This window comes from Enterobacter dykesii (assembly GCF_008364625.2).
GTDB lineage: Bacteria > Pseudomonadota > Gammaproteobacteria > Enterobacterales > Enterobacteriaceae > Enterobacter > Enterobacter dykesii.
In genome coordinates this window covers 3,730,749-3,756,577 of record NZ_CP126604.1, presented here as the reverse complement: position 1 = coordinate 3,756,577, position 25,829 = coordinate 3,730,749, and the positions used below count along the sequence as shown (strand labels likewise).

Sequence of the window (25,829 nt, the reverse complement as noted above, 5' to 3'; positions counted from 1 at the left end):
TGACCAGACATTTCAATGCGATAGGGCAGATTTGGCGGGGCTTTCAGGGGTGTTATCGATACGTGCTGTTAAGTTAACAATTCATGCGAAATAAAAAGGAGGCAAAACTGCCTCCTTCTGAAATTATTTAATTCCGTCTGCGGCCATACGGTCGCGAATATGCTGTGCGCGCGCTTCTGAGGCAGGGTGATCGTCAAACATGGAGCTTTGGCGTCCGGCTTCCAGCTTGGCCAGCTTTTCGAAGCTGGTGGCTAAACCTGATGGATTAATGCCGCGTTTGCGCAACAGATCGTAGGAGTAGTCATCCGCCTCGGACTCCTGACGCTGTGAGAACTGAGAGTTAACCAGTTTTTCACCCACGTCGCCAAGCTGTGACTGCGACAGGCTGCCAACGATACCGCCCGCAGAGGCCGCCGCTGCGCGGATGGCGTTGGTGCCCAGGGCAACCTGCATCCCTTTCTTCACGTGGCCCAGGGCAACGTGGCCCATTTCGTGGCCGATCACCGCTTCCACTTCGTTGTCGGTCATCATGTCCATCAGCCCGCTATAGACGCGGATACAGCCGTTCGCCATCGCGAAGGCGTTCACGTCTTTCGCCATGTACACCTTGTAGTTCACCGGCTGGCCGTTAATGTTGTCGCCCAGCGCGGAAGCAATCTTATTCAGACGCTGCGTGTAGGTACTGTTATCCGGCGCAAGCGTGGCTTTTCCGTCCATATCTTTACAGGCCTGGTCGCTCAGCGCTTTCACCTGCGCATCGCTCAGGGAATAGGCCTGAAAGGCCTCTGCGCCTGACGTCATCAGACCGTTAGAATCCATATTCTGACAGCCGCTCAGCAGGAGCGTTGTACCCAGGGCCAGCACTATTGCACGCATTTTCATGAGGTTGCTTCCGTACTCGTTAAACTGAATAAAATCCGAAAAGGGCACCGTCAGCGAAGCCGGTGTCGGGCTAAGTATAAGGAATATCTGCAGGGCCGGGCGAGCAGATTGCGCAACATGCGAGCATGATCCAGAGATTTCTTAAGCTGCAAAAGAATGGTCCATGTACATGGCATGCCGCTTGGGTTACATTGTTGGCACTTTTTTCCGGCGTAGCCCAAAACGCGCTGTCGTCAAGGGCATGGCCTTTAACAGTCCGATCTGGAGTTAAAATGTCCTCACGTAAAGAGCTTGCTAATGCTATTCGTGCGCTGAGCATGGACGCAGTACAGAAAGCCAAATCCGGCCACCCAGGGGCCCCTATGGGTATGGCTGATATCGCCGAAGTCCTGTGGCGCGATTTCCTGAACCACAACCCGCAGAACCCGTCATGGGCTGACCGCGACCGTTTCGTACTGTCTAACGGCCACGGCTCTATGCTGATCTATAGCCTGCTGCACCTCACCGGCTACGATCTGCCTATCGAAGAGCTGAAAAACTTCCGTCAGCTGCACTCCAAAACTCCAGGTCACCCGGAAGTGGGCTACACCGCTGGCGTAGAAACCACCACCGGTCCGCTGGGTCAGGGTATTGCTAACGCTGTGGGTATGGCGATTGCTGAGAAGACGCTGGCGGCGCAGTTCAACCGTCCTGGTCACGACATCGTTGACCACTTCACCTATGCGTTCATGGGCGACGGCTGCATGATGGAAGGCATTTCTCACGAAGTGTGCTCCCTGGCAGGTACCCTGAAGCTGGGCAAACTGGTTGCGTTCTATGACGACAACGGTATCTCCATCGACGGTCACGTTGAAGGCTGGTTCACCGACGACACCGCTAAACGTTTCGAAGCCTACGGCTGGCACGTTGTGCGTGGCGTTGATGGCCACGATGCTGACTCGATTAAACGTGCAGTAGAAGAAGCGCGCGCGGTGACGGACAAGCCGTCCCTGCTGATGTGCAAAACCATCATCGGCTTCGGTTCGCCGAACAAAGCGGGTACTCACGACTCCCACGGTGCGCCGTTGGGCGATGCGGAAATCGCACTGACCCGCGAAGCGCTGGGCTGGAAACACCCTGCATTCGAAATCCCATCTGAGATCTACGCTCAGTGGGATGCAAAAGAAGTAGGCCAGGCGAAAGAAGCGGCCTGGAACGAGAAGTTCGCTGCCTATGCGAAAGCGTTCCCGCAGGAAGCGGCTGAATTCACCCGTCGTATGAAAGGTGATATGCCGTCTGACTTCGACGCGAAAGCGAACGAGTTCATCGCTAAGCTGCAGGCGAACCCGTCTAAAATCGCGAGCCGTAAAGCGTCTCAGAATGCGATTGAAGCGTTCGGCCCTTGGCTTCCAGAATTCCTGGGCGGCTCCGCTGACCTGGCGCCATCTAACCTGACCCTGTGGTCTGGTTCTAAGCCAATCAACGAAGATAATGCCGGTAACTACATCCATTACGGTGTACGTGAATTCGGTATGACCGCGATTGCCAACGGTATCTCCCTGCACGGCGGTTTCCTGCCGTACACCTCTACCTTCCTGATGTTTGTCGAATATGCACGTAACGCCGTGCGTATGGCCGCGCTGATGAAACAGCGTCAGGTGATGGTCTACACCCACGACTCCATCGGTCTGGGCGAAGATGGTCCAACTCACCAGCCGGTAGAGCAGGTGGCTTCCCTGCGCGTGACGCCGAACATGAGCACATGGCGTCCATGTGACCAGGTGGAATCCGCAGTGGCGTGGAAATACGGCGTTGAGCGTCAGGACGGTCCAACCGCGCTGATCCTCTCCCGTCAGAACCTGGCACAGCAGGAGCGTACGCCTGAGCAGTTGGCGAACATCGCTCGCGGTGGTTACGTGCTGAAAGATTGCGCGGGCCAGCCAGAGCTGATCTTTATCGCCACCGGTTCTGAAGTTGAACTGGCGGTTGCAGCGTGGGAAAAACTGACTGCCGAAGGCGTGAAGGCGCGCGTGGTCTCCATGCCGTCAACCGATGCGTTCGACAAACAGGATGCCGCATACCGTGAATCCGTGCTGCCTAAAGCGGTTTCCGCTCGCGTGGCAGTGGAAGCGGGTATCGCTGACTACTGGTTCAAATACGTGGGCCTGAACGGCGCTATCGTCGGTATGACCACCTTCGGTGAATCTGCTCCTGCAGAACAGCTGTTCGAAGAGTTCGGCTTCACCGTTGAGAATGTTGTCGCGAAAGCGAAAGAACTGCTGTAATTGTTTGTAAGGTGCGGGCTGATGCCCTCACCCCAGCCCTCTCCCACGGGAGAGGGTGCAAACACTAAAAAACGGTAACCTCTCGGTTACCGTTTTGCTTTTCCCCTGCCGCCATTATTCCACCTAAAATGTGACGCAAGTCATATAGCTCGCTTATTCATCTGGACAGACATTCCTTTTATTCCCCGATTCGCTTATTCTTGCTGAAGCGTTTCAGTCGATTAAATGTTCGACAATTGACCAATCAATCGCAGTTTGTGACAGCAAGGATTCCCCTTCGGGCGTAGCTGGATTACTCTTTCAGCCACCTCAAACTCAGGGATTGCTTTGCAGGAGATCTATGACCGTACGCGTAGCGATTAATGGCTTCGGTCGCATCGGACGTAACGTGGTTCGTGCTTTATATGAATCCGGACGTCGGGCGGAAATAACCGTGGTGGCAATCAATGAACTGGCGGATGCTACGGGCATGGCGCATTTGTTGAAATATGACACCAGCCACGGACGCTTTGCCTGGGACGTACGCCAGGAAAGAGATCGGCTTTTTGTTGGTGATGACGCTATTCGTGTACTGCATGAGAACAGCATCTCCGGGCTACCCTGGCGTGAACTGGGCGTGGATGTGGTGCTTGACTGTACAGGCGTGTACGGCAACCGCGAACATGGCGAAGCGCATCTTGCTGCAGGCGCGAAAAAAGTCCTGTTTTCTCATCCCGGCAGTAACGACCTCGACGCGACCGTCGTGTTTGGCGTCAACCAGCATGAGCTGCAGGCCGAACACCGCATTGTTTCCAACGCCTCCTGTACCACCAACTGCATTATTCCGGTCATCAAACTGTTAGACGATGCGTATGGCATTGAATCCGGCACCGTGACCACGATTCACTCCGCCATGCACGATCAGCAGGTTATCGACGCCTACCATCCGGATTTACGACGCACTCGCGCGGCGAGCCAGTCAATCATTCCGGTGGACACGAAACTGGCTGCAGGGATCACCCGAATTTTTCCGCAGTTTAATGACCGGTTTGAAGCGATTGCCGTGCGCGTCCCGACGATTAACGTCACCGCAATCGACCTTAGCGTGACGGTGAAAAAACCGGTAAAAGCCTGTGAAGTCAACCTCTTGCTGCAAAAAGCGGCACAGGGGGCATTTCATGGTATAGTTGACTATACGGAATTACCGTTGGTCTCAGTAGATTTTAACCACGACCCGCACAGCGCCATCGTCGATGGCACGCAAACGAGAGTCAGTGGTGCACACCTTATCAAGACGCTGGTCTGGTGTGATAACGAATGGGGCTTTGCTAACCGAATGCTCGACACCACGTTAGCAATGGCCGCTCAAGGTTTCAGGTAAGACGCATTGTGCGTCTGCAAAACTTTAAGAATCAACGAGAGGATTCACCATGTCTGTAATTAAGATGACCGATCTGGATCTGGCTGGTAAACGCGTTTTCATCCGTGCCGATCTGAACGTACCGGTTAAAGATGGCAAAGTGACCAGCGACGCGCGTATCCGTGCATCTCTGCCAACCATCGAACTGGCTCTGAAGCAGGGCGCGAAAGTGATGGTCACCTCCCACCTGGGTCGTCCAACTGAAGGCGAGTACAACGAAGAGTTCTCTCTGCTGCCAGTGGTTAATTACCTGAAAGACAAACTGTCCAACCCGGTTCGCCTGGTGAAAGATTACCTGGACGGCGTTGAAGTTGCAGCCGGTGAACTGGTTGTGCTGGAAAACGTTCGCTTCAACAAAGGCGAAAAGAAAGACGACGAAACTCTGTCCAAAAAATACGCTGCGCTGTGCGACGTATTCGTGATGGATGCATTCGGTACGGCTCACCGTGCTCAGGCGTCAACCCACGGTATCGGTAAATTCGCAGACGTAGCGTGTGCCGGTCCTCTGCTGGCTGACGAACTGGAAGCGCTGGGTAAAGCACTGAAAGAACCAGCTCGTCCGATGGTGGCTATCGTTGGTGGTTCTAAAGTTTCTACCAAACTGACCGTTCTGGATTCCCTGTCTAAAATCGCTGACCAGCTGATCGTTGGCGGTGGTATCGCGAACACCTTCGTTGCCGCTCAGGGTCACAACGTGGGTAAATCCCTGTACGAAGCAGACCTGGTTGACGAAGCCAAACGCCTGCTGAGCACCTGCGATATCCCGGTTCCAACTGACGTTCGCGTAGCGACCGAGTTCTCCGAAACCGCAACTGCGACCCTGAAATCTGTAAACGACATCAAAGATGAAGAGCAGATTCTGGACCTGGGCGACGTTTCTGCACAGAAACTGGCTGAAATCCTCAAAAACGCAAAAACTATCCTGTGGAACGGTCCTGTTGGCGTGTTCGAATTCCCGAACTTCCGCAAAGGTACTGAAATCGTTGCTAACGCTATCGCAGACAGCGAAGCGTTCTCTATCGCAGGCGGTGGTGACACCCTGGCGGCAATCGACCTGTTCGGTATCGCTGACAAGATCTCCTACATCTCCACTGGTGGCGGCGCATTCCTCGAATTCGTGGAAGGCAAAGTACTGCCAGCAGTAGCAATGCTCGAAGAGCGCGCTAAGAAGTAAGCCATTCAAGGGCAGGGAAACCTGCCCAATTTTCAGCGCGCTTTTAAGAGCTCGCACCTTTTCTAACGGCCGAAGATACAGGACTAAGCAACATGTCTAAAATTTTTGATTTCGTAAAACCTGGCGTTATCACTGGTGATGACGTACAGAAAGTGTTCCAGGTAGCTAAAGAAAACAACTTCGCTCTGCCAGCAGTTAACTGCGTGGGTACCGACTCCATCAACGCCGTACTGGAAACTGCTGCTAAAGTTAAAGCGCCAGTTATTGTTCAGTTCTCTAACGGCGGCGCTGCGTTCATCGCAGGTAAAGGCGTGAAAACTGATATTCCTCAGGGTGCTGCAATCCTGGGCGCTATCTCTGGTGCGCACCACGTACACCAGATGGCTGAGCACTACGGTGTTCCAGTTATCCTGCACACTGACCACTGCGCGAAGAAACTGCTGCCGTGGATCGACGGTCTGCTGGACGCGGGTGAAAAACACTTCGCGGCTACCGGTAAGCCACTGTTCTCTTCTCACATGATCGACCTGTCTGAAGAGTCACTGCACGAAAACATCGAAATCTGCTCCAAATACCTGGCGCGCATGGCCAAAATGGGCATGACTCTGGAAATCGAACTGGGTTGCACCGGTGGTGAAGAAGACGGCGTGGACAACAGCCACATGGACGCTTCTGCACTGTACACCCAGCCAGAAGACGTTGATTACGCTTACACCGAGCTGAGCAAAATCAGCCCACGCTTCACCATCGCAGCGTCCTTCGGTAATGTACACGGCGTTTACAAACCAGGTAACGTGGTTCTGACCCCAACTATCCTGCGTGATTCTCAGGAGTACGTTTCTAAGAAACACAACCTGCCGCACAACAGCCTGAACTTCGTCTTCCACGGCGGTTCCGGTTCTTCTGCTCAGGAAATCAAAGACTCCGTAAGCTACGGCGTAGTGAAAATGAACATCGATACCGACACCCAGTGGGCAACCTGGGACGGTATCCTGCAGTACTACAAAGCGAACGAAGCTTACCTGCAGGGTCAGCTGGGCAACCCGAAAGGCGAAGACCAGCCGAACAAGAAATACTACGATCCACGCGTATGGCTGCGCGCTGCCCAGACTTCAATGATTACTCGTCTGGAGCAGGCATTCAAAGAACTGAACGCGGTAGACGTTCTGTAATTTGAGCTGCTAACAGCATCAGAAGGCCCGCAAATGCGGGCCTTTTTTTATGCTTTTTCAATACTCTGCCTGGCCGGTTTTTGTGATCTGTTTGGCAAACCCGGCGCTTTTTGTTTACCCTTTACGGACCTGCCTGTCTCCATGGGGGATGGATTTTGTGTTTTGGTTTAACAAAAGGAAGAATAAATGGAACAACTCGATGTTGTAGACAGCATCAATCACGCCGGTAACTGGCTGGTGCGCAACCAGGCTCTGCTGCTGAGCTATGCCGTGAACATCGTCGCGGCGATTGCCATCATCATCGTCGGGATGATCGTGGCGCGTATTGTCTCGAACGCGGTTAACCGCGTAATGCTGGCCCGTCACATTGACGCCACGGTGGCTGACTTCCTCTCCGCACTTGTGCGCTACGGCATTATCGCCTTTACGCTGATTGCGGCGCTGGGCCGTGTGGGCGTGCAGACCGCCTCAGTCATTGCAGTTCTCGGTGCCGCCGGTCTGGCTATTGGTCTGGCGCTGCAGGGCTCGCTTTCAAACCTGGCGGCAGGCGTTCTGCTGGTAACCTTCCGTCCGTTCCGCTCCGGCGAGTACGTTGACCTTGGCGGCATTGCCGGAACCGTGCTGCAGGTGCAAATTTTCTCAACGACCATGCGCACCGTCGATGGCCGCATCGTGGTTGTGCCGAACGGGAAAATCATCGCGGGCAACATCATTAACTTCTCCCGTGAACCGGTGCGTCGTAATGAACTGATTATCAGCGTGGCGTACGACTCTGACATCGATCAGGTGAAGTCGCTGATTACCAACATCATTGCTTCAGACGATCGCATTCTGAAAGACAAAGAGCAGACGGTTCGCCTGAATGAACTCGGCGCTTCCTCCATTAACTTTGTGGTACGTATCTGGAGCAAAAGCAGCGATCTGCAAAACGTGTACTGGGACGTGCTGGAACGCATTAAGCGCGACTTCGATGCCAACGGCATCAGCTTCCCGTACCCTCAGATGGACGTAAACGTCAAAAAAGTCAAAGAAGCCGAATAACTTGTCCCGCAGGCCCGGTAAGCGCTAGCGCCACCGGGCTTTATTTTCATAAGCACTGCTAATCCCCAATTAATATTATCAATTTCCTCTAATGTAATTCGCGCAGTATAGTCTCCTTCCAGAACAACACTGTGAGAATTTCGTCATGTTATCTTATTACTTTCAAGGGCTTGCCTTAGGTGCGGCCATGATCCTACCCCTTGGCCCACAAAATGCGTTTGTGATGAACCAGGGCATTCGACGCCAGTATCATCTGATGATTGCCCTGCTGTGCGCGGTAAGCGATTTATTGCTGATCTGTGCCGGGATTTTTGGCGGCAGCGCATTGCTGATGCAGTCTCCGTGGCTGTTGGCGCTGGTCACCTGGGGCGGCGTGGCGTTTCTGCTCTGGTACGGATTCGGTGCCCTGAAAACGGCGATGAGCAGCAACCTCGAACTGGCGAGCGCGGAAGTCATGAAGCAGGGCCGCTGGAAGATTATCGTCACCATGCTGGCGGTCACCTGGCTTAACCCGCATGTGTATCTGGACACCTTCGTGGTGCTGGGCAGCCTCGGCGGACAGCTGGACGTTGAGCCGAAACGCTGGTTTGCGCTGGGTACGGTTAGCGCCTCATTCCTCTGGTTCTTCGGTCTCGCCATTCTCGCTGCATGGCTGGCTCCTCGTCTGCGTACGGCCAAAGCCCAGCGCATCATTAATACGCTGGTGGGGCTGGTGATGTGGTTTATTGCTTTTCAGCTGGCAAAAGAGGGGATTCACCACGTTCAGGAATTGTTCAACTAATCCTTGTCTTATGGACAACTGAACAAGACCCGCTAAGCTTGCTGGCATGCGCCCTGTTAATGGGCACTCTTCGCAACATGGAGGAATAACAGTGAAGTTTAAGGTGATGGCCCTGGCGGCATTAGTAAGTTTTGGTGCGGTGTCGGTGCAGGCAAGTGAACTGCCGGATGGCCCGCACATCGTCACTTCAGGCACCGCAAGCGTGGACGCGGTACCCGATGTTGCAACGCTGGCAATTGAAGTCAATGTGTCTGCGAAAGATGCGGCATCGGCCAAGAAGCAGGCTGACGATCGTGTTGCGCAATATCTCTCTTTCCTCGAGCAGAACGGTGTCGGTAAAAAAGATATCAACTCCGCGAACCTGCGTACTCAACCTGATTACGACTACCAGAATGGCAAAAGCATCCTGAAAGGCTACCGTGCCGTGCGTACCGTCGAAGTGACCGTGCGTCAGCTGGATAAGCTTAACTCGCTGCTGGATGGCGCGCTGAAGGCGGGTCTGAACGAAATTCGTTCCGTGTCGCTGGGCGTTGCGCAACCGGAAAAATACAAAGACGAAGCGCGTAAAGCGGCGATTGATGATGCCATTCACCAGGCGGAACAGCTGGCTTCTGGCTTTAAGAGCAAGCTCGGCCCGGTTTACAGCGTGCGTTACCACGTCTCTAACTACCAGCCAAGCCCGATGGTGCGGATGATGAAGGCCGATGCGGCGCCTGTATCCGCTCAGGAAACTTACGAGCAGCCAACCATCCAGTTTGACGATCAGGTGGATGTGGTGTTCCAGCTGGAGCCAACTCAAACTCAGCACACTGAGGCGGCTAAGGCACAGTAATTTGCCCTCACCCTAACCCTCTCCCACAGGGAGAGGGAATTCTAGCGATTAATCCTGTCTCAACACCTTGTGCCCAAACGCCAGCAGCGCGTCTGTGACGTTGCGCATCATGCGGCTTTCTGGCGCAAACCGGTGCCAGTAGAGCATCCGGCGCTGATACAGCCCCGGCGTGAGGTCAATCAGCTCACCGCTTTTCAACTCTTTCTCAATCTGCAGATGCGGGATCATGCAGCAGGTGGTGCCCTGACGCGCAAGCTGTACGAAGGCTTCAGACGAGTTGACGATATGGCACGGCACGCTGCCCGGCGGCAGATCGAAGTTTTGCTGCAGGAACGCCTGATGCATATCGTCCAGATGGTCGAACGCCACGGCAGGGGCTTTCAGCAGCGCCGCGCGGGTGACGCCGTTCGGGAAGTAGCGCTCGGCAAAGGCTTTTGAACCGACAAACAGGTAATCCAGCGCGCCCAGCTGATCCACCAGGCAGCTTGGCAGTGCCTGAGGCTGAATACTGACCGCCCCAACCACCTCACCGCGACGCAGGCGTTCCTGGGTACGGGTTTCATCTTCAACCTGTAAATTCAGACGGATAGGGGAATCCGCTAATACCGGCGCAAGGGCCGGCAGCAGCCAGGTTGCCAGGCTGTCGGCGTTGACCGCCAGAGAGAGCAGCAGCGGCGTAGAGCCCGTTTGTTCGTCACCCAGCCACTCGTCTTCCAGCAGTTCAACCTGGCGCAGCAGGGCGAGAAGCTTTTGCCCTTGCTCGGTTGGACGTGGCGGCACGGTGCGTACCAGCAGCGGCTGGCCGAACATGTTTTCAAGCTGTTTGATACGCTGTGATACGGCGGACTGGGTGATGCAAAGCTTTTGCGCCGCGCGCTCAAAACCGCGTTCACGAATAACTGCATCAAGTGCCTGTAGTGTTCTGTAGTCCGGACGTTTCATTGCTCTGGCTGGCTCCTTAATTTTGCTTATTCTGCACTATGACACAATTTTCCCTTCGTGGCAGACGAATTCCATTCGACGTGTTCTATAATGCGCCCTGAGTTTTCACACCACAGGCAAAACGATCATGACGCAGGATGAACTGAAAAAAGCAGTAGGATGGGCCGCTCTCCAGTACGTGCAGCCGGGTACCATTGTCGGTGTCGGTACGGGATCAACCGCGGCACACTTTATCGATGCGCTGGGCACGATGAAGGGGCAAATCGAGGGCGCGGTTTCCAGCTCTGATGCTTCCACGGAAAAGCTGAAAAGCCTCGGCATTACCGTTTTCGATCTCAACGAAGTGGATCGTCTGGGGATTTACGTTGATGGCGCGGATGAAATCAACGGCCACATGCAGATGATCAAAGGCGGCGGCGCGGCGCTGACGCGTGAAAAGATCATCGCTTCTGTAGCGGACAAGTTCATCTGCATCGCGGACGCCTCCAAGCAGGTCGACATTCTGGGGAATTTCCCGCTGCCGGTCGAAGTGATCCCAATGGCCCGTAGCGCGGTTGCACGTCAACTGGTGAAGCTGGGCGGTCGTCCGGAATACCGCCAGGGCGTGGTGACCGATAACGGCAACGTGATCCTTGACGTTCACGGTCTGGAAATTCTCGACGCGATTGCGCTGGAAAATGCCATCAACGCTATCCCAGGCGTAGTGACCGTAGGGCTATTCGCCAACCGTGGCGCGGATGTGGCGCTGATAGGCACCGCTGACGGCGTGAAAACCATCGTAAAATGATCTGACGGGGGGAGTCCTCCCCCCGCTAAAAAATTTTTGAAAAGCTAAATTCGGTGACTTGTGTCACGTTTTTCCGCCTCTTTTGCCGATCCTGCCGCGTTTGTAAATTTCCATAGCATTTTCCTCTGACATTTTGCTCTGTATGACTTTTCTTCAGAGTGCCGACGCAAACGTTCATATTGCTGCAATAGTTTTTTTTGATATGTTGGCTACAGCGGATTCATATCCAGCACAACATCAGTTCAGACAAAAACAGGGTCGGGTAAATGGCAAAGGTATCACTGGAGAAAGACAAGATTAAATTCCTGCTGGTCGAGGGCGTGCATCAAAAAGCAATCGATAGCCTTCGTGCGGCAGGTTACACCAACATCGAATTTCACAAAGGCGCGCTCGATACCGAAGAGCTGAAAGCGTCCATCCGTGATGCCCACTTCATTGGCCTGCGATCCCGTACTCACCTGACTGAAGAGGTTATTGCCGCGGCGGAAAAGCTGGTGGCTATCGGCTGCTTCTGCATCGGTACCAACCAGGTTGACCTGAATGCTGCCGCCAAACGCGGTATTCCCGTCTTCAATGCCCCGTTCTCCAACACCCGTTCCGTGGCGGAGCTGGTGATTGGCGAACTGCTGCTGCTGCTGCGCGGTATTCCTGAAGCGAACGCCAAGGCGCACCGCGGCGTGTGGAACAAGCTGGCGTCCGGCTCTTTCGAAGCGCGTGGTAAAAAGCTGGGGATTATCGGTTACGGCCACATCGGTACGCAGCTCGGTATTCTGGCGGAATCCCTGGGCATGCACGTATTTTTCTACGATATCGAAAGCAAGCTGCCGCTGGGCAATGCGACCCAGGTTCAACACCTGTCTGACCTGCTGAACATGAGCGACGTGGTGAGCCTGCACGTGCCGGAAAATGCGTCCACCAAAAACATGATGGGCGCGGAAGAGCTGGCGCTGATGAAGCCGGGCTCACTGCTGATCAACGCCGCGCGCGGCACGGTTGTCGATATCCCGGCCCTGGCGGATGCGCTGAAGCGCAAGCATCTGGCGGGCGCGGCCATCGACGTCTTCCCGACGGAGCCTGCGACCAACAGCGATCCGTTTACCTCTCCGCTGTGCGAGTTCGACAACGTGATCCTGACGCCGCACATCGGCGGTTCCACCCAGGAAGCTCAGGAGAATATCGGTCTGGAAGTGGCGGGTAAGCTGAGCAAATATTCCGACAACGGTTCTACGCTCTCTGCCGTGAACTTCCCTGAAGTATCTCTGCCGCTGCACGGTGGTCGTCGTCTGCTGCACATCCACGAAAACCGTCCAGGCGTGCTGACCGCGATCAACCAGATCTTTGCCGAGCAGGGCGTCAACATTGCCGCGCAGTATCTGCAGACGAACTCGCAGATGGGTTACGTGGTTATTGATATCGAAGCGGATGACGATGTGGCCGAAAAAGCGCTGCAGAGCATGAAGGCGATTCAGGGGACGATTCGCGCGCGTCTGCTGTACTGATGGTGCGAGGTAAATGCAAAACGGTAACGATAGTTACCGTTTTTTATGTTTTCACCCTCTCCCTGTGGGAGAGGGCTGGGGTGAGGGCATCAGGCCGCACGTTTGATTCACCATTCCCATAACTTTGATGGCGTCACCACCGCCGGCAACGGCACATCCCATTTCTCCACCGGCAACGCCTCCACGCCCTGACAATCATGCGCATAACCCACCGGCTGCAACCCGTACTGCTGCCAGTTTTGCAGCGTCCGGTCATAAAAACCGCCGCCCATCCCTAAACGCTGGCCCTGTTCATCAAACGCCACCAGCGGTGTAATCAATACATCCAGCTGTGACAGCGGCAGCACGTCGCGCACGTCGAGTTTCGGTTCGGTGATTTTCAGGCGATTCACCACCAGCTCGCTGTGCGGGTGATAGTGCAGAAACAGCAGATTCCCCTCGCTGAACGGGTGCAGAACCGGCAGATAGACCTTCTTCCCGGCGCGCCAGAGCTGCTCTATCAGCGGTTGGGTATCCAGCTCTCCATCAAATGACAGAAACAGCGCAACGGTGTGCGCCATCACGACAGGGGGATACGCCATCATACGGGCGGCGGCCTGCTGGGCAAAATGCGCTTGCCGATCGGCGGTTAACGCACGGCGGCGCTGGCGAATTAACTGACGGATGTCCTGGCGTGAAGCAGAAACTTCAGGGAATTGGGTCATGGTAGTCGGTAGAAGAAAAGAGAGGGAATCTCCGAGATGCCGCCGCAGGCTGTAACCCTTGAACCCTTGGTTCAAGGTGAATGTGTCGTCATAGTTTTAAGGCTTCTCGGACGGACCGAGCATGCTCACCAACCATGGAGCGCCACATTCTTGTGGTATGAAATATCGGCTCAGGGGACTGGCCCGCTTGCGAACATCTCAGAGAAATTTTGTCTTCACAGTTACTCTACCATAGTCAACTGAGAAGTGTTATTCAAACTTTGGTCCCGGTCTTTCGGGATTGCGACCTTGATCAAGCAGTGCCTGTTCTATGGTCTGCTGAAGCATTTTAATGCGCTGCTCCATGCTTGCCGCGTAGTCGCGGGTCTTCGCTTTTTCCTGAGTCAGTTCATAGCTGATGTTCAACGCGGCGATGAAAACCAGCTGCTCAGTATTTGTGACTCTAGTGCGTTCTTTTAGATCTTGCAACCGCTGATTCAAATCGTCCGCTGCCTGATTCAAAGCATCCCTTTGTTCAGGCGGACAATTCACTCGCAGTGAACGGCCAAAAATCTGGAGATCGACGGGTTGTGCAGACATGCCACCTTCCTGCTGATTGACTGCGCTGCCTTCGCCTGATGCCCCGGGGGCTGCGAAGGGGCGACACTATAGCTACCCTGATGTGAAGATACAAGCCCTTTTCTGGTATCACCAGGGTCCAAAGTGGTAGCATATCATGAAACTTCCCCCCAATGACGACGAATGCGCATGTCTATACAGAACGAAATGCCTGGTTACAAGGATTTAAACCAGTTACTGAACCAGCAGGGAGTCGGTTTAACCCCTGCCGAAATGCACGGTCTGATCAGTGGCATGCTGTGCGGCGGAAACAGCGACAGCTCATGGCAGCCGCTGATCCACGACCTCACGAATGAAGGGCTGGCGTTTGGTCACGAGCTGGCGGAAGCGCTGCGTAAAATGCACGCCGCAACCAGCGATTCGCTGGAAGACGATGGCTTCCTTTTTCAGCTTTATCTGCCTGAAGGCGACGACGTTAGCGTGTTCGATCGCGCCGACGCGCTGGCCGGCTGGGTAAACCACTATCTGCTGGGGCTGGGCGTGACGCAGCCTAAACTGGATAAAGTGACCGGCGAAGCGGGTGAAGCGATCGACGATCTGCGTAACATCGCCCAGCTTGGCTACGATGAAGACGAAGACCAGGAAGAGCTGGAAATGTCTCTTGAAGAGATTATCGAGTACGTGCGCGTAGCGGCACTGCTGTGCCACGACAACTTCACGCGCTCTCAGCCGACCGCGCCGGAAGTCCGCAAGCCAACCTTACATTAAGAAAAATAACGCACAGGAGGGTGTCATGGTTATCTCGAGTCAAGAGTATTCGCGCCGCCGTCAGGCGCTGCTGGCAACAATGCAGCCGGGCAGCGCCGCGCTGATTTTTGCTGCGCCCGAAGTGACGCGCAGCGCCGACAGCGAATATCCCTATCGCCAGAGCAGCGATTTCTGGTACTTCACCGGCTTTAACGAGCCGGAAGCGGTGCTGGTGCTGATTAAGAGCAATGACACCCACAACCACAGCGTGATTTTCAACCGCGTGCGCGATCTGACGGCCGAAATCTGGTTTGGCCGCCGCTTAGGCCAGGAGGCCGCACCGGAAAAGCTGGGCGTTGACCGCGCGCTGGCGTTTAGCGAAATCAATCAGCAGCTCTATCAGCTGCTTAACGGCCTCGACGTGCTCTATCACGCGCAGGGCGAATATGCTTACGCCGATGAGATTGTCTTTACCGCGCTGGATAAGCTGCGCAAAGGCTCGCGGCAGAACCTGTCCGCGCCGGCCACGCTGACGGACTGGCGTCCGGTGGTGCATGAGATGCGCCTGTTCAAGTCTGAAGAAGAGCTGAATTTGATGCGTCGTGCGGGCGAAATCAGCGCCCTGGCGCACACCCGCGCTATGGAAAAGTGCCGTCCCGGGATGTTCGAATACCAGCTGGAAGGCGAAATACATCACGAATTTAATCGCCACGGCGCGCGTTATCCCTCCTACAACACCATTGTTGGCGGCGGAGAAAACGGCTGCATTCTGCACTACACCGAAAACGAAAGCGCGCTGCGCGACGGCGATCTGGTGCTGATTGACGCCGGTTGCGAATATCAGGGCTACGCGGGGGACATCACCCGAACCTTCCCGGTGAACGGTAAATTCTCGCCGGCACAGCGCGCGATTTACGACATCGTTCTCGAATCCCTTGAGACGGCGCTCAGGCTGTATCGTCCCGGTACCTCCATCCAGGAAGTGACCGGCGAAGTGGTGCGCATCATGATTACCGGCCTGGTCAGGCTCGGGATCCTGAAAGGGGAGGTCGACACCCTGATCGCTGAAAATGCCCATCGACCTTATTTCATGCACGGCCTGAGCCACTGGCTGGGGCTGGACGTGCATGACGTTGGCGCGTACGGCACCGACCGTTCGCGCGTGCTGGAGCCGGGCATGGTGTTAACCGTGGAGCCGGGTCTGTATATCGCGCCGGATGCCGACGTGCCTGAAGAGTACCGCGGGATTGGCATTCGTATTGAAGATGACATCGTCATTACCGAAACCGGTAACGAAAACCTGACCGCGAGCGTCGTGAAAAACGCTGACGATATCGAGGCGCTGATGGCAGCGGCACGCGCATGAGCGTGATTATCGTTGGCGGCGGCATGACCGGGGCCACGCTGGCGCTGGCCATTTCGCATTTGACGAAGGGGCAGCTTGCGGTGCACCTGGTGGAAGCCGTCGCGCCGCAGGCAAAGAATCATCCCGGTTTTGATTCCCGCGCGATTGCCCTGGCGCAGGGCACCTGCCAGCAGCTGTCCCGCATTGGCATCTGGCAGGCCATCGCCGACTGCGCCACGGCAATCAAAACCGTCCACGTGAGCGATCGCGGCCATGCTGGCTTTGTCACGCTGGACGCGCAGGATTACCGCATTGACGCGCTGGGCCAGGTTGTTGAGCTGCACGACGTCGGGTTACGTCTGTTTCGTCTGCTCCAGGATGCGCCGGGCGTCACGCTGCATTGTCCGGCGCGCGTGGCCAGCGTGAGCCGCAGTGAGGCGTCGGTCAGCGTGACGCTGGAAAATGGCACCGTGCTTGAAGGCCAGCTTCTGGTTGCTGCGGACGGCTCGCGCTCGTCGCTCGGTGCCCAGTGTGGCGTGGAGTGGCGCCAGCAGCCTTACGGGCAGGAGGCGGTCATTGCGAACGTCTCTACCGCAGCTGAACACCACGGTAGGGCGTTTGAACGCTTTACGCAGCATGGCCCGCTGGCGATGCTGCCGATGTCGGACGGGCGCTGTTCCCTGGTCTGGTGTCATCCGCAGGATAAAGCTGAAGAGGTGAAGGCCTGGTCCGACGAACGTTTTTGTACCGAGCTGCAGAAAGCCTTTGGCTGGCGGCTGGGGCGTATTACCCATGCCGGCAAGCGGACAGTCTATCCGCTATCGCTGACCACGGCGTCTCAGTCCATCTCACATCGTCTGGCGCTTGTCGGTAACGCTGCTCAGACGCTGCATCCCATCGCGGGGCAAGGCTTTAACCTTGGCTTACGCGACGTCATGAGCCTGGCAGAATCACTGGCGCAGGCGTGGAGCGAGCAAAAAGACTGTGGCGCTTATTCGGTGCTAAGCCATTACCAGAAGCGCCGTCAGGCGGATAAAGAGGCCACTATCGGTGTGACCGATGGCCTGGTCCATCTTTTTGCCAACCGCTGGGCACCGCTGGTTGCGGGCCGCAACCTCGGGCTGATGGCGATGGAACTATTCATTCCGGCACGTGACGTGCTGGCGCAGCGGACCCTGGGTTGGGTCGCGCGTTAAGGAGTTATCACCGTGCAAAATGTTGATGTCGCCATCGTTGGCGGCGGTATGGTCGGACTGGCGCTGGCCTGTGGTTTACAGGGCAGCGGCCTGCGCGTGGCGGTGCTGGAGCAAAAGCAGCCCCAGCCCGTTGCCCCGGATGCCCCGCCGGAACTCCGCGTCTCGGCGATCAATGCCGCCAGCGAGAAATTGCTGACGCACCTTGGCGTCTGGGCAGATATTGTGGCGCAGCGCGCCAGCTGCTATCACGGCATGGAAGTGTGGGATAAAGACAGCTTTGGTCATATTGCTTTTGATGATGAAAGCATGGGCTACAGCCATCTGGGTCATATCATCGAAAACGCGGTGATCCACCACGCGCTGTGGCAGAAAGCACAGCAGTGCAGCGACGTGACGCTGATTGCGCCTGCGCAGATCCAGCAGGTGGCATGGGGCGAAAACGAGGCGTTTATCACCCTGCAAAGCGGCGATATGCTGACCGCGCGGCTGGTGGTCGGCGCTGACGGTGCCAACTCCTGGCTGCGTAATAAAGCCGATATCCCGCTGACCTTCTGGGACTATCGTCATCACGCTCTGGTCGCGACGATCCGCACAGAGGAGCCGCACGGCGGCGTGGCGCGGCAGATTTTCCACAACGACGGCATTCTGGCGTTCCTGCCGCTTGCCGATCCGCACCTGTGCTCGATTGTCTGGTCCCTGGTGCCGGAGAAAGCCCGGCAGATGCATGAGGCAGCGCCGGACGCCTTTAACCAGGCGCTGTGCGTGGCCTTTGATAACCGCCTTGGCCTGTGCACGCTTGAAAGCGAGCGGCAGGTGTTCCCGTTAACCGGCCGCTACGCGCGTCAGTTTGCCGCGCACCGTCTGGCGCTGGTCGGTGATGCGGCGCATACCATTCATCCGCTGGCCGGGCAGGGCGTCAACCTTGGCTTTATGGACGCGGCGGAGCTGGTTGAGGAACTGCGTCGCCTGCACCGCGAAGGCAAAGATATCGGCCAGCATCTGTACCTGCGTCGCTACGAGCGCAGCCGCAAGCACAGTGCGGCGATGATGCTGGCGGGCATGCAGGGCTTCCGCGAGCTGTTTGCCGGGGCGAATCCGGCAAAAAAACTGCTGCGCGACATTGGCCTCAAGCTTGCTGACACCCTTCCGGGTGTTAAGCCCCAACTCCTCCGTCAGGCGATGGGTCTTAACGATCTTCCCGACTGGTTACGCTAATTTAGACCCCTGTCACACTTTATTTTCCCGGCCTCTGCGCCGGGGAGATTTCCTCGTTTGAAATATTCTAATTTCACGTCATTTTTCGCATTAGAAAATCTAATATACGGGATTTTATGTTACGGAAATTCGGCCCGATTTTCCGCACGAAATATCAGCATGTGCTAAATCCTGTTAGATCATTGTTAATTTTGTGCGGGGTTAATCGCATTTTTCCAGTGAATAACTCTGTAGGCTTTTTAGCGTTTTTTGGTCATAAGCTAATGTGATGACCCGTTTTACCTTATGGTTAACCGCCGGTTTCGGTGGTAAGTTCGGGTAAAAGAGAACGTTTGCGTCGGCGCCAGGTAACGGGGCCGATACCGGGTTTCACGGTGAATTTTTCAACGAGGACAAGATGGCTCAACAGACTCCTTTGTACGAACAACACGTGTTATGCGGCGCCCGCATGGTGGACTTCCACGGCTGGATGATGCCGCTGCACTACGGCTCGCAGATTGATGAGCACCACGCGGTGCGCACCGATGCCGGTATGTTCGACGTGTCCCACATGACGATTGTCGATCTGCGCGGTAGCCGCACCCGGGAGTTTTTGCGTTATCTGCTGGCAAACGACGTCGCCAAACTGAAAACGCCGGGTAAAGCGCTCTATACCGGCATGCTGAATGCCTCGGGCGGCGTGATTGATGACCTTATCGTCTACTACTTCACTGAAGATTTCTTCCGCCTCGTTGTAAACTCCGCCACCCGCGAAAAAGACCTCTCCTGGATCACCCAACACGCCGAACCTTATGCCATCGACATCACCGTCCGTGACGATCTGTCGCTGATCGCCGTACAGGGGCCGAACGCGCAGGCGAAAGCCGCGTCTCTGTTTAACGACGAGCAGCGTAAAGCAACCGAAGGCATGAAGCCGTTCTTCGGCGTGCAGGCGGGCGATCTGTTTATCGCTACCACCGGCTACACCGGTGAAGCGGGCTACGAAATTGCGATGCCGAACGAGAAGGCCGCTGATTTCTGGCGTGCGCTGGTGGAAGCTGGCGTGAAGCCTGCGGGTCTGGGCGCGCGCGATACGCTGCGTCTGGAAGCGGGGATGAATCTTTACGGTCAGGAGATGGATGAAGGCGTCTCTCCGCTGGCCGCCAACATGGGCTGGACCATCGCGTGGGAACCGGCTGACCGTGACTTTATTGGCCGCGAAGCGCTGGAGATGCAGCGCGAGAAGGGCACTGAACAGCTGGTGGGCCTGGTGATGACCGAGAAGGGCGTACTGCGCGGCGAACTGCCGGTGCGTTTTACCGATGCCGACGGCATTCATCGCGAAGGCGTGATCACCAGCGGTACCTTCTCCCCGACGCTGGGCTACAGTATTGCACTGGCACGCGTGCCGGCGGGCATTGGCGAAACGGCGGTGGTGCAAATCCGCAACCGCGAAATGCCGGTCAACGTGACCAAACCGATTTTTGTTCGCGCCGGTAAGCCGGTCGCCTAATCATTTTTATCAGGAGAACTTCAATGAGCAATGTGCCAGCAGAACTGAAATACAGCAAAGAACACGAGTGGCTGCGCAAAGAGGCGGACGGCACTTACACCGTAGGGATCACCGAGCACGCGCAAGAGCTGCTGGGCGACATGGTGTTTGTTGACCTGCCTGACGTGGGCACGACCGTTAGCGCGGGCGACGACTGCGCCGTAGCGGAGTCCGTAAAAGCGGCATCCGACATCTATGCCCCTGTGAGCGGCGAAATCGTTGCCGTCAACGACGCGCTGAGCGATTCGCCGGAACTGGTGAACAGCGAGCCTTATGAAGGCGGCTGGATCTTCAAGATCAAAGCCAGCGACGAATCTCAGGTTGCCGCGCTGCTGGATGCGACCGCGTACGAAGCACTGTTAGAAGACGAGTAATCGTTTATCCCCCTCTCCTTTCGGGAGAGGGCAGGGGCGAGGGTGCCCATCTTCCCCTCACCCTAACCCTCTCCCAGAGGGAGAGGGAACTTAAATTCACTGCACGTTTCAGGAACCATCGCTCATGACACAGACTTTAAGCCAGCTTGAAAACCGTGGCGCCTTCATCGAACGTCACATTGGGCCGGATGCTCAGCAACAGCAGGAGATGCTGAAGACGGTTGGCGCGGATTCATTAAACGCACTGATCGGCCAGATTGTGCCAAAAGACATCCAGCTTGCCACGCCGCCTCAGGTGGGGGAAGCCACCACGGAATTCGCCGCGCTGGCGGAGCTGAAGGCTATCGCAGGCCTGAACAAGCGCTATAAGTCTTACATTGGCATGGGCTACACCAACGTGCAGTTACCGCCGGTGATCCTGCGCAACATGCTGGAAAACCCGGGCTGGTACACCGCTTACACCCCTTATCAGCCGGAAGTCTCTCAGGGCCGTCTGGAAGCGCTGCTGAACTTCCAGCAGGTGACGCTGGATCTGACCGGAATGGATATCGCCTCCGCCTCGCTGCTGGATGAAGCGACCGCCGCCGCCGAAGCGATGGCGATGGCAAAACGCGTGAGCAAGCTGAAAAATGCCAACCGCTTCTTCGTGGCGGCGGACGTGCATCCGCAGACGCTGGACGTGGTGCGTACACGCGCTGAGACCTTCGGCTTTGACGTGATCGTAGACGACGCTGACAAAGTGCTGGATCACCAGGACGTCTTTGGCGTGCTGCTGCAGCAGGTAGGCACTACCGGTGAAGTTCACGACTACGGCGCGCTGATTGCCGAGCTGAAATCCCGCAAAGTGGTTGTCAGCGTTGCCGCTGATTTTATGGCGCTGGTGCTGCTGACGGCGCCGGGTAAACAGGGCGCAGATATCGTATTCGGTTCAGCGCAACGCTTCGGCGTGCCGATGGGCTACGGCGGCCCGCACGCTGCGTTCTTCGGCGCGAAAGATGAATTCAAACGCTCCATGCCAGGCCGTATTATCGGCGTCTCAAAAGACGCTGCCGGTAACACCGCGCTGCGCATGGCGATGCAGACCCGCGAGCAGCACATCCGCCGTGAGAAAGCGAACTCCAACATCTGTACCTCCCAGGTGCTGCTGGCAAACATCGCCAGCCTGTACGCCGTGTTCCACGGCCCGGCAGGCCTGAAGCGCATTGCCAGCCGCATTCACCGTCTGGCCGATATTCTGGCCTGCGGCCTGCAGCAGAAAGGCCTTAAGCTGCGCCATGCCCACTACTTCGACACCCTGTGCGTGGACGTGGCGGACAAAGCGGCCGTGCTGGCGCGTGCGAATGCGGCAGAGATCAACCTGCGCAGCGACATCCACAACGCCGTCGGCATTACGCTGGATGAAAGCACCACCCGCGACGATATCCTGAACCTGTTCAGCGTGCTGCTGGGTGACGCGCACGGTCTGGACATTGATGCGCTCGACAAAGAGGTCGCGCTCGACAGCCGCTCCATTCAGGAAAGCATGCTGCGTAACGACGCGATCCTGACGCATCCGGTCTTTAACCGCTACCACAGCGAGACCGAGATGATGCGCTATATGCACTCTCTGGAGCGCAAGGATCTGGCGCTGAACCAGGCGATGATCCCGCTGGGCTCCTGCACCATGAAGCTTAACGCCGCGGCGGAGATGATCCCGATCACCTGGCCTGAATTCTCCGAGCTGCACCCGTTCTGCCCGCCGGAGCAGGCGGAAGGTTATCATATGATGATCAACCAGCTTTCCGACTGGCTGGTGAAGCTGACCGGCTACGACGCGCTCTGCATGCAGCCGAACTCTGGCGCGCAGGGTGAATATGCGGGCCTGCTGGCAATCCGTCACTATCACGAAAGCCGCAACGAAGGTCACCGCGATATCTGCCTGATCCCAAGCTCTGCCCACGGTACCAACCCGGCCTCTGCCCAGATGGCGGGTATGGAAGTCGTTGTGGTGGCGTGCGATAAGAACGGCAACATCGATCTGGCCGACCTGCGCGCGAAAGCCGAGCAGGCGGGCGACAAGCTCTCCTGCATCATGGTGACCTACCCGTCTACCCACGGCGTGTACGAAGAGACTATCCGTGAAGTGTGCGAAGTGGTGCACCAGTTCGGCGGTCAGGTTTACCTCGACGGCGCGAACATGAACGCTCAGGTGGGCATTACCTCTCCGGGCTTTATCGGCGCGGACGTGTCGCACCTCAACCTGCACAAAACCTTCTGCATCCCTCACGGCGGTGGCGGACCGGGCATGGGCCCAATCGGCGTGAAAGCGCACCTGGCGCCGTTTGTGCCTGGCCACAGCGTGGTGCAGATTGAAGGCATGCTAACCCGTCAGGGCGCGGTCTCTGCGGCACCGTTCGGCAGCGCCTCTATCCTTCCAATCAGCTGGATGTACATCCGCATGATGGGCGCGGAAGGGCTGAAGCAGGCGAGCCAGGTGGCGATCCTGAACGCTAACTATATTGCAACTCGCCTGAAGTCCGCCTTCCCGGTGCTCTATACCGGCCGTGACGGTCGCGTGGCGCACGAGTGCATCCTCGATATTCGTCCGCTGAAAGAGCAGACCGGCATCAGCGAGCTGGATATCGCCAAGCGCCTGATCGACTACGGCTTCCACGCGCCAACCATGTCGTTCCCGGTTGCGGGCACGCTGATGGTGGAGCCAACGGAGTCTGAAAGCAAAGCCGAGCTGGACCGCTTTATCGACGCGATGCTGGCCATCCGCATGGAGATCGACCGCGTGCAGGACGGCGAGTGGACGCTGGAAGATAACCCGCTGGTCAACGCCCCGCACACCCAGCACGAAATGGTGGCAGAGTGGAACCACGGTTACTCCCGTGAGCTGGCGGTCTTCCCGGCAGGCGTGGCAAACAAATACTGGCCGACCGTGAAGCGTCTCGATGACGTCTACGGCGACCGTAACCTGTTCTGCTCCTGCGTACCGATGAGCGAATACCAGTAATTTCTTTGCCGTACTGTAGGCCGGGTAAGCGTAAGCGCCACCCGGCTTTTTTATTGGGAGAAGATAATGGCAATTGCACTGGTCACCGGCGCCAGCCGCGGAATTGGGAAAGCCACCGCGCTGCAGATGGCTCGCGAAGGCTACACCGTGGCGGTGAACTATCATCACAACATTAAAGCCGCGACGGATGTGATCAACCAGATCGTTGAAGCGGGCGGTAAAGCCTTTGCCGTACGTGCGGACATCAGCGATGAAGCCCAGGTGCTGGCGATGTTTGACAGCCTCGATCGTGAAGGCGAGCCGCTTCGTGCGCTGGTCAATAATGCGGGCATTCTGTTTGAGCAATCGACTATCGAGAATTTGTCCGCAGAGCGCATTAACCGTGTTCTGGCGACCAACGTCACGGGCTACTTTCTCTGCTGCCGGGAAGCGGTAAAACGCATGTCCTTTAAGCATGGCGGCAAGGGCGGGGCGATAGTGAACGTCTCTTCCGCCGCGTCGCGCCTGGGCGCGCCGGGTGAATATGTGGATTACGCCGCGTCGAAGGGGGCGGTGGATTCGCTGACAACCGGGCTATCGCTGGAGGTGGCGGCGCAGGGCATTCGCGTCAACTGCGTACGTCCGGGTCTGATTTATACCGATATTCATGCGTCCGGCGGAGAGCCGGGGCGAGTGGATCGCGTGAAATCGTTGCTGCCGATGCAGCGCGGCGGCCAGCCGGAAGAGGTGGCGCAGGCGATTGTCTGGCTGCTGAGCGAGAAGGCGTCGTACGTAACGGGCAGTTTTATTGAGCTGGCGGGCGGGAAGTAAACCCCCTCACCCTAACCCTCTCCCAAAGGGAGAGGGGATCAATCGTAGGCCGGTGCAAGCGTAGCGCCGCCCGGCGTTAAAGTTTCTCGCCGTTGCTGGCAATCACTTCCTTATACCAGTTAAAGCTCTTCTTGCGGGAACGCGACATGTCGCCCGTGCCGTCGTCGTGCTTGTTCACGTAGATAAAGCCGTAGCGCTTGCTGTACTGGCCGGTGGTAAATGACACGCAGTCGATACAGCCCCACGGCGTATAGCCCATCAGATCCACGCCATCGTGCGTCACGGCTTTGATCATCTCTTCCACGTGGGCACGCAGGTAGTCGATGCGATAATCGTCGTTGATGCTGCCGTCTTCTTCCACCTTATCGTAGGCGCCGAACCCGTTTTCCACGATAAACAGCGGTTTCTGATAACGCTCGTACAGTTCGCACAGGGAATAGCGCAGGCCTACCGGATCGATCTGCCAGCCCCAGTCGGACGCTTTCACGTGCGGGTTTGGCACGCTGCCTTCAAAACCGGAAATCGCATCGCCGGTACCGCCTTCCGCTTTCACCGCGTTGGTCATGTAGTAGCTGAAACCTAAGTAGTCGCAGGTACCTTCACGCAGGATCTGCTCGTCGCCTGCCTCCATTTTGATGGAGAAGCCGCGGCGTTCCCACTCGTTCAGCACGTAGGACGGGTAGTATCCGCGCAGCTGGACGTCGGTAAAGACATAGCGCTCGCGCATCGATTCCTGGGCGAACATCACGTCTTCCGGCTTGCAGGAGAATGGATAGAGCGCCACCATGGCCAGCATGCAGCCAACTTTCATCTCAGGGTTGATGCGGCGTGCGGCTTTCACCGCCAGGGCGCTGGCCACAAACTGGTGGTGCAGGACCTGATACATGGTCTCTTCCGGATTTTCATGTTCGGTATAGACCACGCCCGAGCAGCAGTAGCCGAACAGCGGCGCGCGCCAGTTACGCTGGTTGTTGATTTCGTTGAAGGTCATCCAGTATTTGACCTTGTTTTTGTAGCGCTCAAAAACCACTTCCGCGAAGCGCACGAAGAAATCGACCACTTTACGGTTGGTCCAGCTACCGTACTCCTGCACCAGATGCAGCGGCATTTCGAAGTGGGAGAGGGTGATCACCGGTTCGATGTTATATTTCAGCAGCTCGTCGAACATGTCGTCGTAGAACTTCAGCCCCTCTTCGTTTGGCTGCGTTTCGTCACCTTTCGGGAAGATGCGCGTCCAGGCGATAGAGGTGCGGAAGCACTTGAAGCCCATCTCGGCAAACAGCTTGATGTCTTCTTTATAGTGACCGTGGAAGTCGATGGCCTCGTGGTTTGGGTAGTACTTACCCGGCACGACTTCCTGGGTGATTTCGCGCGGGACGCCGTGCGCGCCGCCGGTCAATACGTCACAAATGCTTGGCCCTTTGCCGCCTTTGTTCCAGCCGCCTTCAACCTGGTGAGCGGCAACCGCGCCGCCCCATAAAAAATCTTTTGGTAAGGTTAATTTTTTCATCGCTGCTCTTCTCAATAAATGGCTTATTGGCATCGAGTCTAGCAAAGCGAAATTGAATGTCACGATAT

General features: G+C 56.5%; 22 protein-coding genes and 1 other RNA gene. 17 read left to right on the top strand and 6 right to left on the bottom strand.

The genetic code is table 11. The features are described 5' to 3' along the window. Positions 1-123: 123 nt before the first annotated feature. The gene (locus tag F0320_RS17815; RefSeq protein ID WP_047650176.1) at positions 124-882 is read right to left on the bottom strand and encodes a M48 family metallopeptidase; all 759 of its coding nucleotides are present in this window, start codon (positions 880-882) and stop codon (positions 124-126) included. A gap of 272 nt (positions 883-1,154) precedes the next feature. Here F0320_RS17815 and tkt point away from each other — a divergent pair, with 272 nt between their 5' ends. From tkt to F0320_RS17780, 7 genes are all read left to right on the top strand, one after another. Continuing rightward, positions 1,155-3,146, top strand: a complete 1,992-nt coding sequence (tkt, locus tag F0320_RS17810) for a transketolase (protein ID WP_126329723.1) — start codon at positions 1,155-1,157, stop codon at positions 3,144-3,146. Between the two features lie 340 nt (positions 3,147-3,486). Next, entirely contained in the window at positions 3,487-4,506 is a 1,020-nt protein-coding gene (epd, locus tag F0320_RS17805) for an erythrose-4-phosphate dehydrogenase (protein ID WP_032660071.1), read from the top strand. Positions 4,507-4,555: 49 nt separating this feature from the next. Further along, positions 4,556-5,719, top strand: coding sequence for a phosphoglycerate kinase (gene pgk / locus F0320_RS17800; protein ID WP_023333323.1), 1,164 nt, complete (start codon positions 4,556-4,558; stop codon positions 5,717-5,719). Between the two features lie 92 nt (positions 5,720-5,811). Continuing rightward, positions 5,812-6,891: a class II fructose-bisphosphate aldolase gene (gene fbaA, locus F0320_RS17795; protein WP_014885155.1), complete on the top strand. Its 1,080-nt coding sequence runs from the start codon at positions 5,812-5,814 to the stop codon at positions 6,889-6,891. Between the two features lie 186 nt (positions 6,892-7,077). Beyond that, positions 7,078-7,932, top strand: a complete 855-nt coding sequence (locus F0320_RS17790) for a small-conductance mechanosensitive channel MscS (RefSeq protein WP_047650179.1) — start codon at positions 7,078-7,080, stop codon at positions 7,930-7,932. A 145-nt stretch (positions 7,933-8,077) separates the two neighbouring features. Next, complete coding sequence (argO, locus tag F0320_RS17785; RefSeq protein ID WP_021242063.1) at positions 8,078-8,713, top strand: arginine exporter ArgO; 636 nt, start codon at positions 8,078-8,080, stop codon at positions 8,711-8,713. A 91-nt stretch (positions 8,714-8,804) separates the two neighbouring features. Further along, on the top strand, positions 8,805-9,545 hold the full coding sequence (locus F0320_RS17780; protein WP_126329721.1) for an oxidative stress defense protein: 741 nt from the start codon (positions 8,805-8,807) through the stop codon (positions 9,543-9,545). Positions 9,546-9,593: 48 nt separating this feature from the next. Here F0320_RS17780 and argP read toward each other — a convergent pair whose 3' ends face one another. Then, a complete protein-coding gene (gene argP / locus F0320_RS17775) occupies positions 9,594-10,487 on the bottom strand; it encodes a DNA-binding transcriptional regulator ArgP (RefSeq protein WP_003860089.1) in 894 nt (297 codons plus the stop codon). A gap of 127 nt (positions 10,488-10,614) precedes the next feature. Between argP and rpiA the strand changes: the two genes are divergently transcribed. Both rpiA and serA read left to right on the top strand, forming a co-directional pair. Continuing rightward, positions 10,615-11,274: a ribose-5-phosphate isomerase RpiA gene (gene rpiA, locus F0320_RS17770; protein ID WP_014885151.1), complete on the top strand. Its 660-nt coding sequence runs from the start codon at positions 10,615-10,617 to the stop codon at positions 11,272-11,274. 266 nt (positions 11,275-11,540) lie between these two features. Then, positions 11,541-12,773, top strand: a complete 1,233-nt coding sequence (gene serA, locus F0320_RS17765) for a phosphoglycerate dehydrogenase (RefSeq protein ID WP_023333318.1) — start codon at positions 11,541-11,543, stop codon at positions 12,771-12,773. 107 nt (positions 12,774-12,880) lie between these two features. Here the strand turns inward: serA and F0320_RS17760 are convergent, their stop codons facing one another. The 3 genes from F0320_RS17760 to zapA all read right to left on the bottom strand — a co-directional run bounded on the left by F0320_RS17760 (position 12,881) and on the right by zapA (position 14,056). Continuing rightward, positions 12,881-13,477: a 5-formyltetrahydrofolate cyclo-ligase gene (locus F0320_RS17760; protein WP_047650183.1), complete on the bottom strand. Its 597-nt coding sequence runs from the start codon at positions 13,475-13,477 to the stop codon at positions 12,881-12,883. Positions 13,478-13,501: 24 nt separating this feature from the next. Then, a non-coding RNA gene (ssrS, locus tag F0320_RS17755) (6S RNA) lies at positions 13,502-13,685 on the bottom strand. A 41-nt stretch (positions 13,686-13,726) separates the two neighbouring features. Beyond that, the gene (gene zapA / locus F0320_RS17750; protein WP_006811891.1) at positions 13,727-14,056 is read right to left on the bottom strand and encodes a cell division protein ZapA; all 330 of its coding nucleotides are present in this window, start codon (positions 14,054-14,056) and stop codon (positions 13,727-13,729) included. 168 nt (positions 14,057-14,224) lie between these two features. Here zapA and F0320_RS17745 point away from each other — a divergent pair, with 168 nt between their 5' ends. From F0320_RS17745 to F0320_RS17710, 8 genes are all read left to right on the top strand, one after another. After that, a complete protein-coding gene (locus F0320_RS17745) occupies positions 14,225-14,803 on the top strand; it encodes a YecA family protein (protein WP_029739212.1) in 579 nt (192 codons plus the stop codon). Between the two features lie 31 nt (positions 14,804-14,834). Next, the gene (pepP, locus tag F0320_RS17740; RefSeq protein ID WP_126329757.1) at positions 14,835-16,148 is read left to right on the top strand and encodes a Xaa-Pro aminopeptidase; all 1,314 of its coding nucleotides are present in this window, start codon (positions 14,835-14,837) and stop codon (positions 16,146-16,148) included. Next, positions 16,145-17,323, top strand: coding sequence for a 2-octaprenyl-6-methoxyphenyl hydroxylase (ubiH, locus tag F0320_RS17735; RefSeq protein ID WP_126329719.1), 1,179 nt, complete (start codon positions 16,145-16,147; stop codon positions 17,321-17,323). Before pepP ends, ubiH begins: the two co-directional genes overlap by 4 nt. A 12-nt stretch (positions 17,324-17,335) precedes the next feature. Further along, positions 17,336-18,538 carry an FAD-dependent 2-octaprenylphenol hydroxylase gene (gene ubiI, locus F0320_RS17730; RefSeq protein ID WP_047650191.1) on the top strand — a complete coding sequence of 401 codons (1,203 nt, stop codon included), beginning with the start codon at positions 17,336-17,338 and terminating at the stop codon, positions 18,536-18,538. A gap of 397 nt (positions 18,539-18,935) precedes the next feature. Beyond that, complete coding sequence (gene gcvT / locus F0320_RS17725; RefSeq protein WP_126329717.1) at positions 18,936-20,030, top strand: glycine cleavage system aminomethyltransferase GcvT; 1,095 nt, start codon at positions 18,936-18,938, stop codon at positions 20,028-20,030. A 23-nt stretch (positions 20,031-20,053) separates the two neighbouring features. Next, positions 20,054-20,443: a glycine cleavage system protein GcvH gene (gene gcvH, locus F0320_RS17720; RefSeq protein ID WP_008499718.1), complete on the top strand. Its 390-nt coding sequence runs from the start codon at positions 20,054-20,056 to the stop codon at positions 20,441-20,443. A gap of 124 nt (positions 20,444-20,567) precedes the next feature. After that, complete coding sequence (gene gcvP / locus F0320_RS17715) at positions 20,568-23,441, top strand: aminomethyl-transferring glycine dehydrogenase (RefSeq protein ID WP_047650193.1); 2,874 nt, start codon at positions 20,568-20,570, stop codon at positions 23,439-23,441. Between the two features lie 66 nt (positions 23,442-23,507). Beyond that, positions 23,508-24,251, top strand: a complete 744-nt coding sequence (locus tag F0320_RS17710; protein WP_126329715.1) for an SDR family oxidoreductase — start codon at positions 23,508-23,510, stop codon at positions 24,249-24,251. Positions 24,252-24,327: 76 nt separating this feature from the next. Here F0320_RS17710 and bglA read toward each other — a convergent pair whose 3' ends face one another. Continuing rightward, the gene (gene bglA / locus F0320_RS17705; RefSeq protein ID WP_126329713.1) at positions 24,328-25,761 is read right to left on the bottom strand and encodes a 6-phospho-beta-glucosidase BglA; all 1,434 of its coding nucleotides are present in this window, start codon (positions 25,759-25,761) and stop codon (positions 24,328-24,330) included. Between the last annotated feature and the right edge of the window lie 68 nt (positions 25,762-25,829).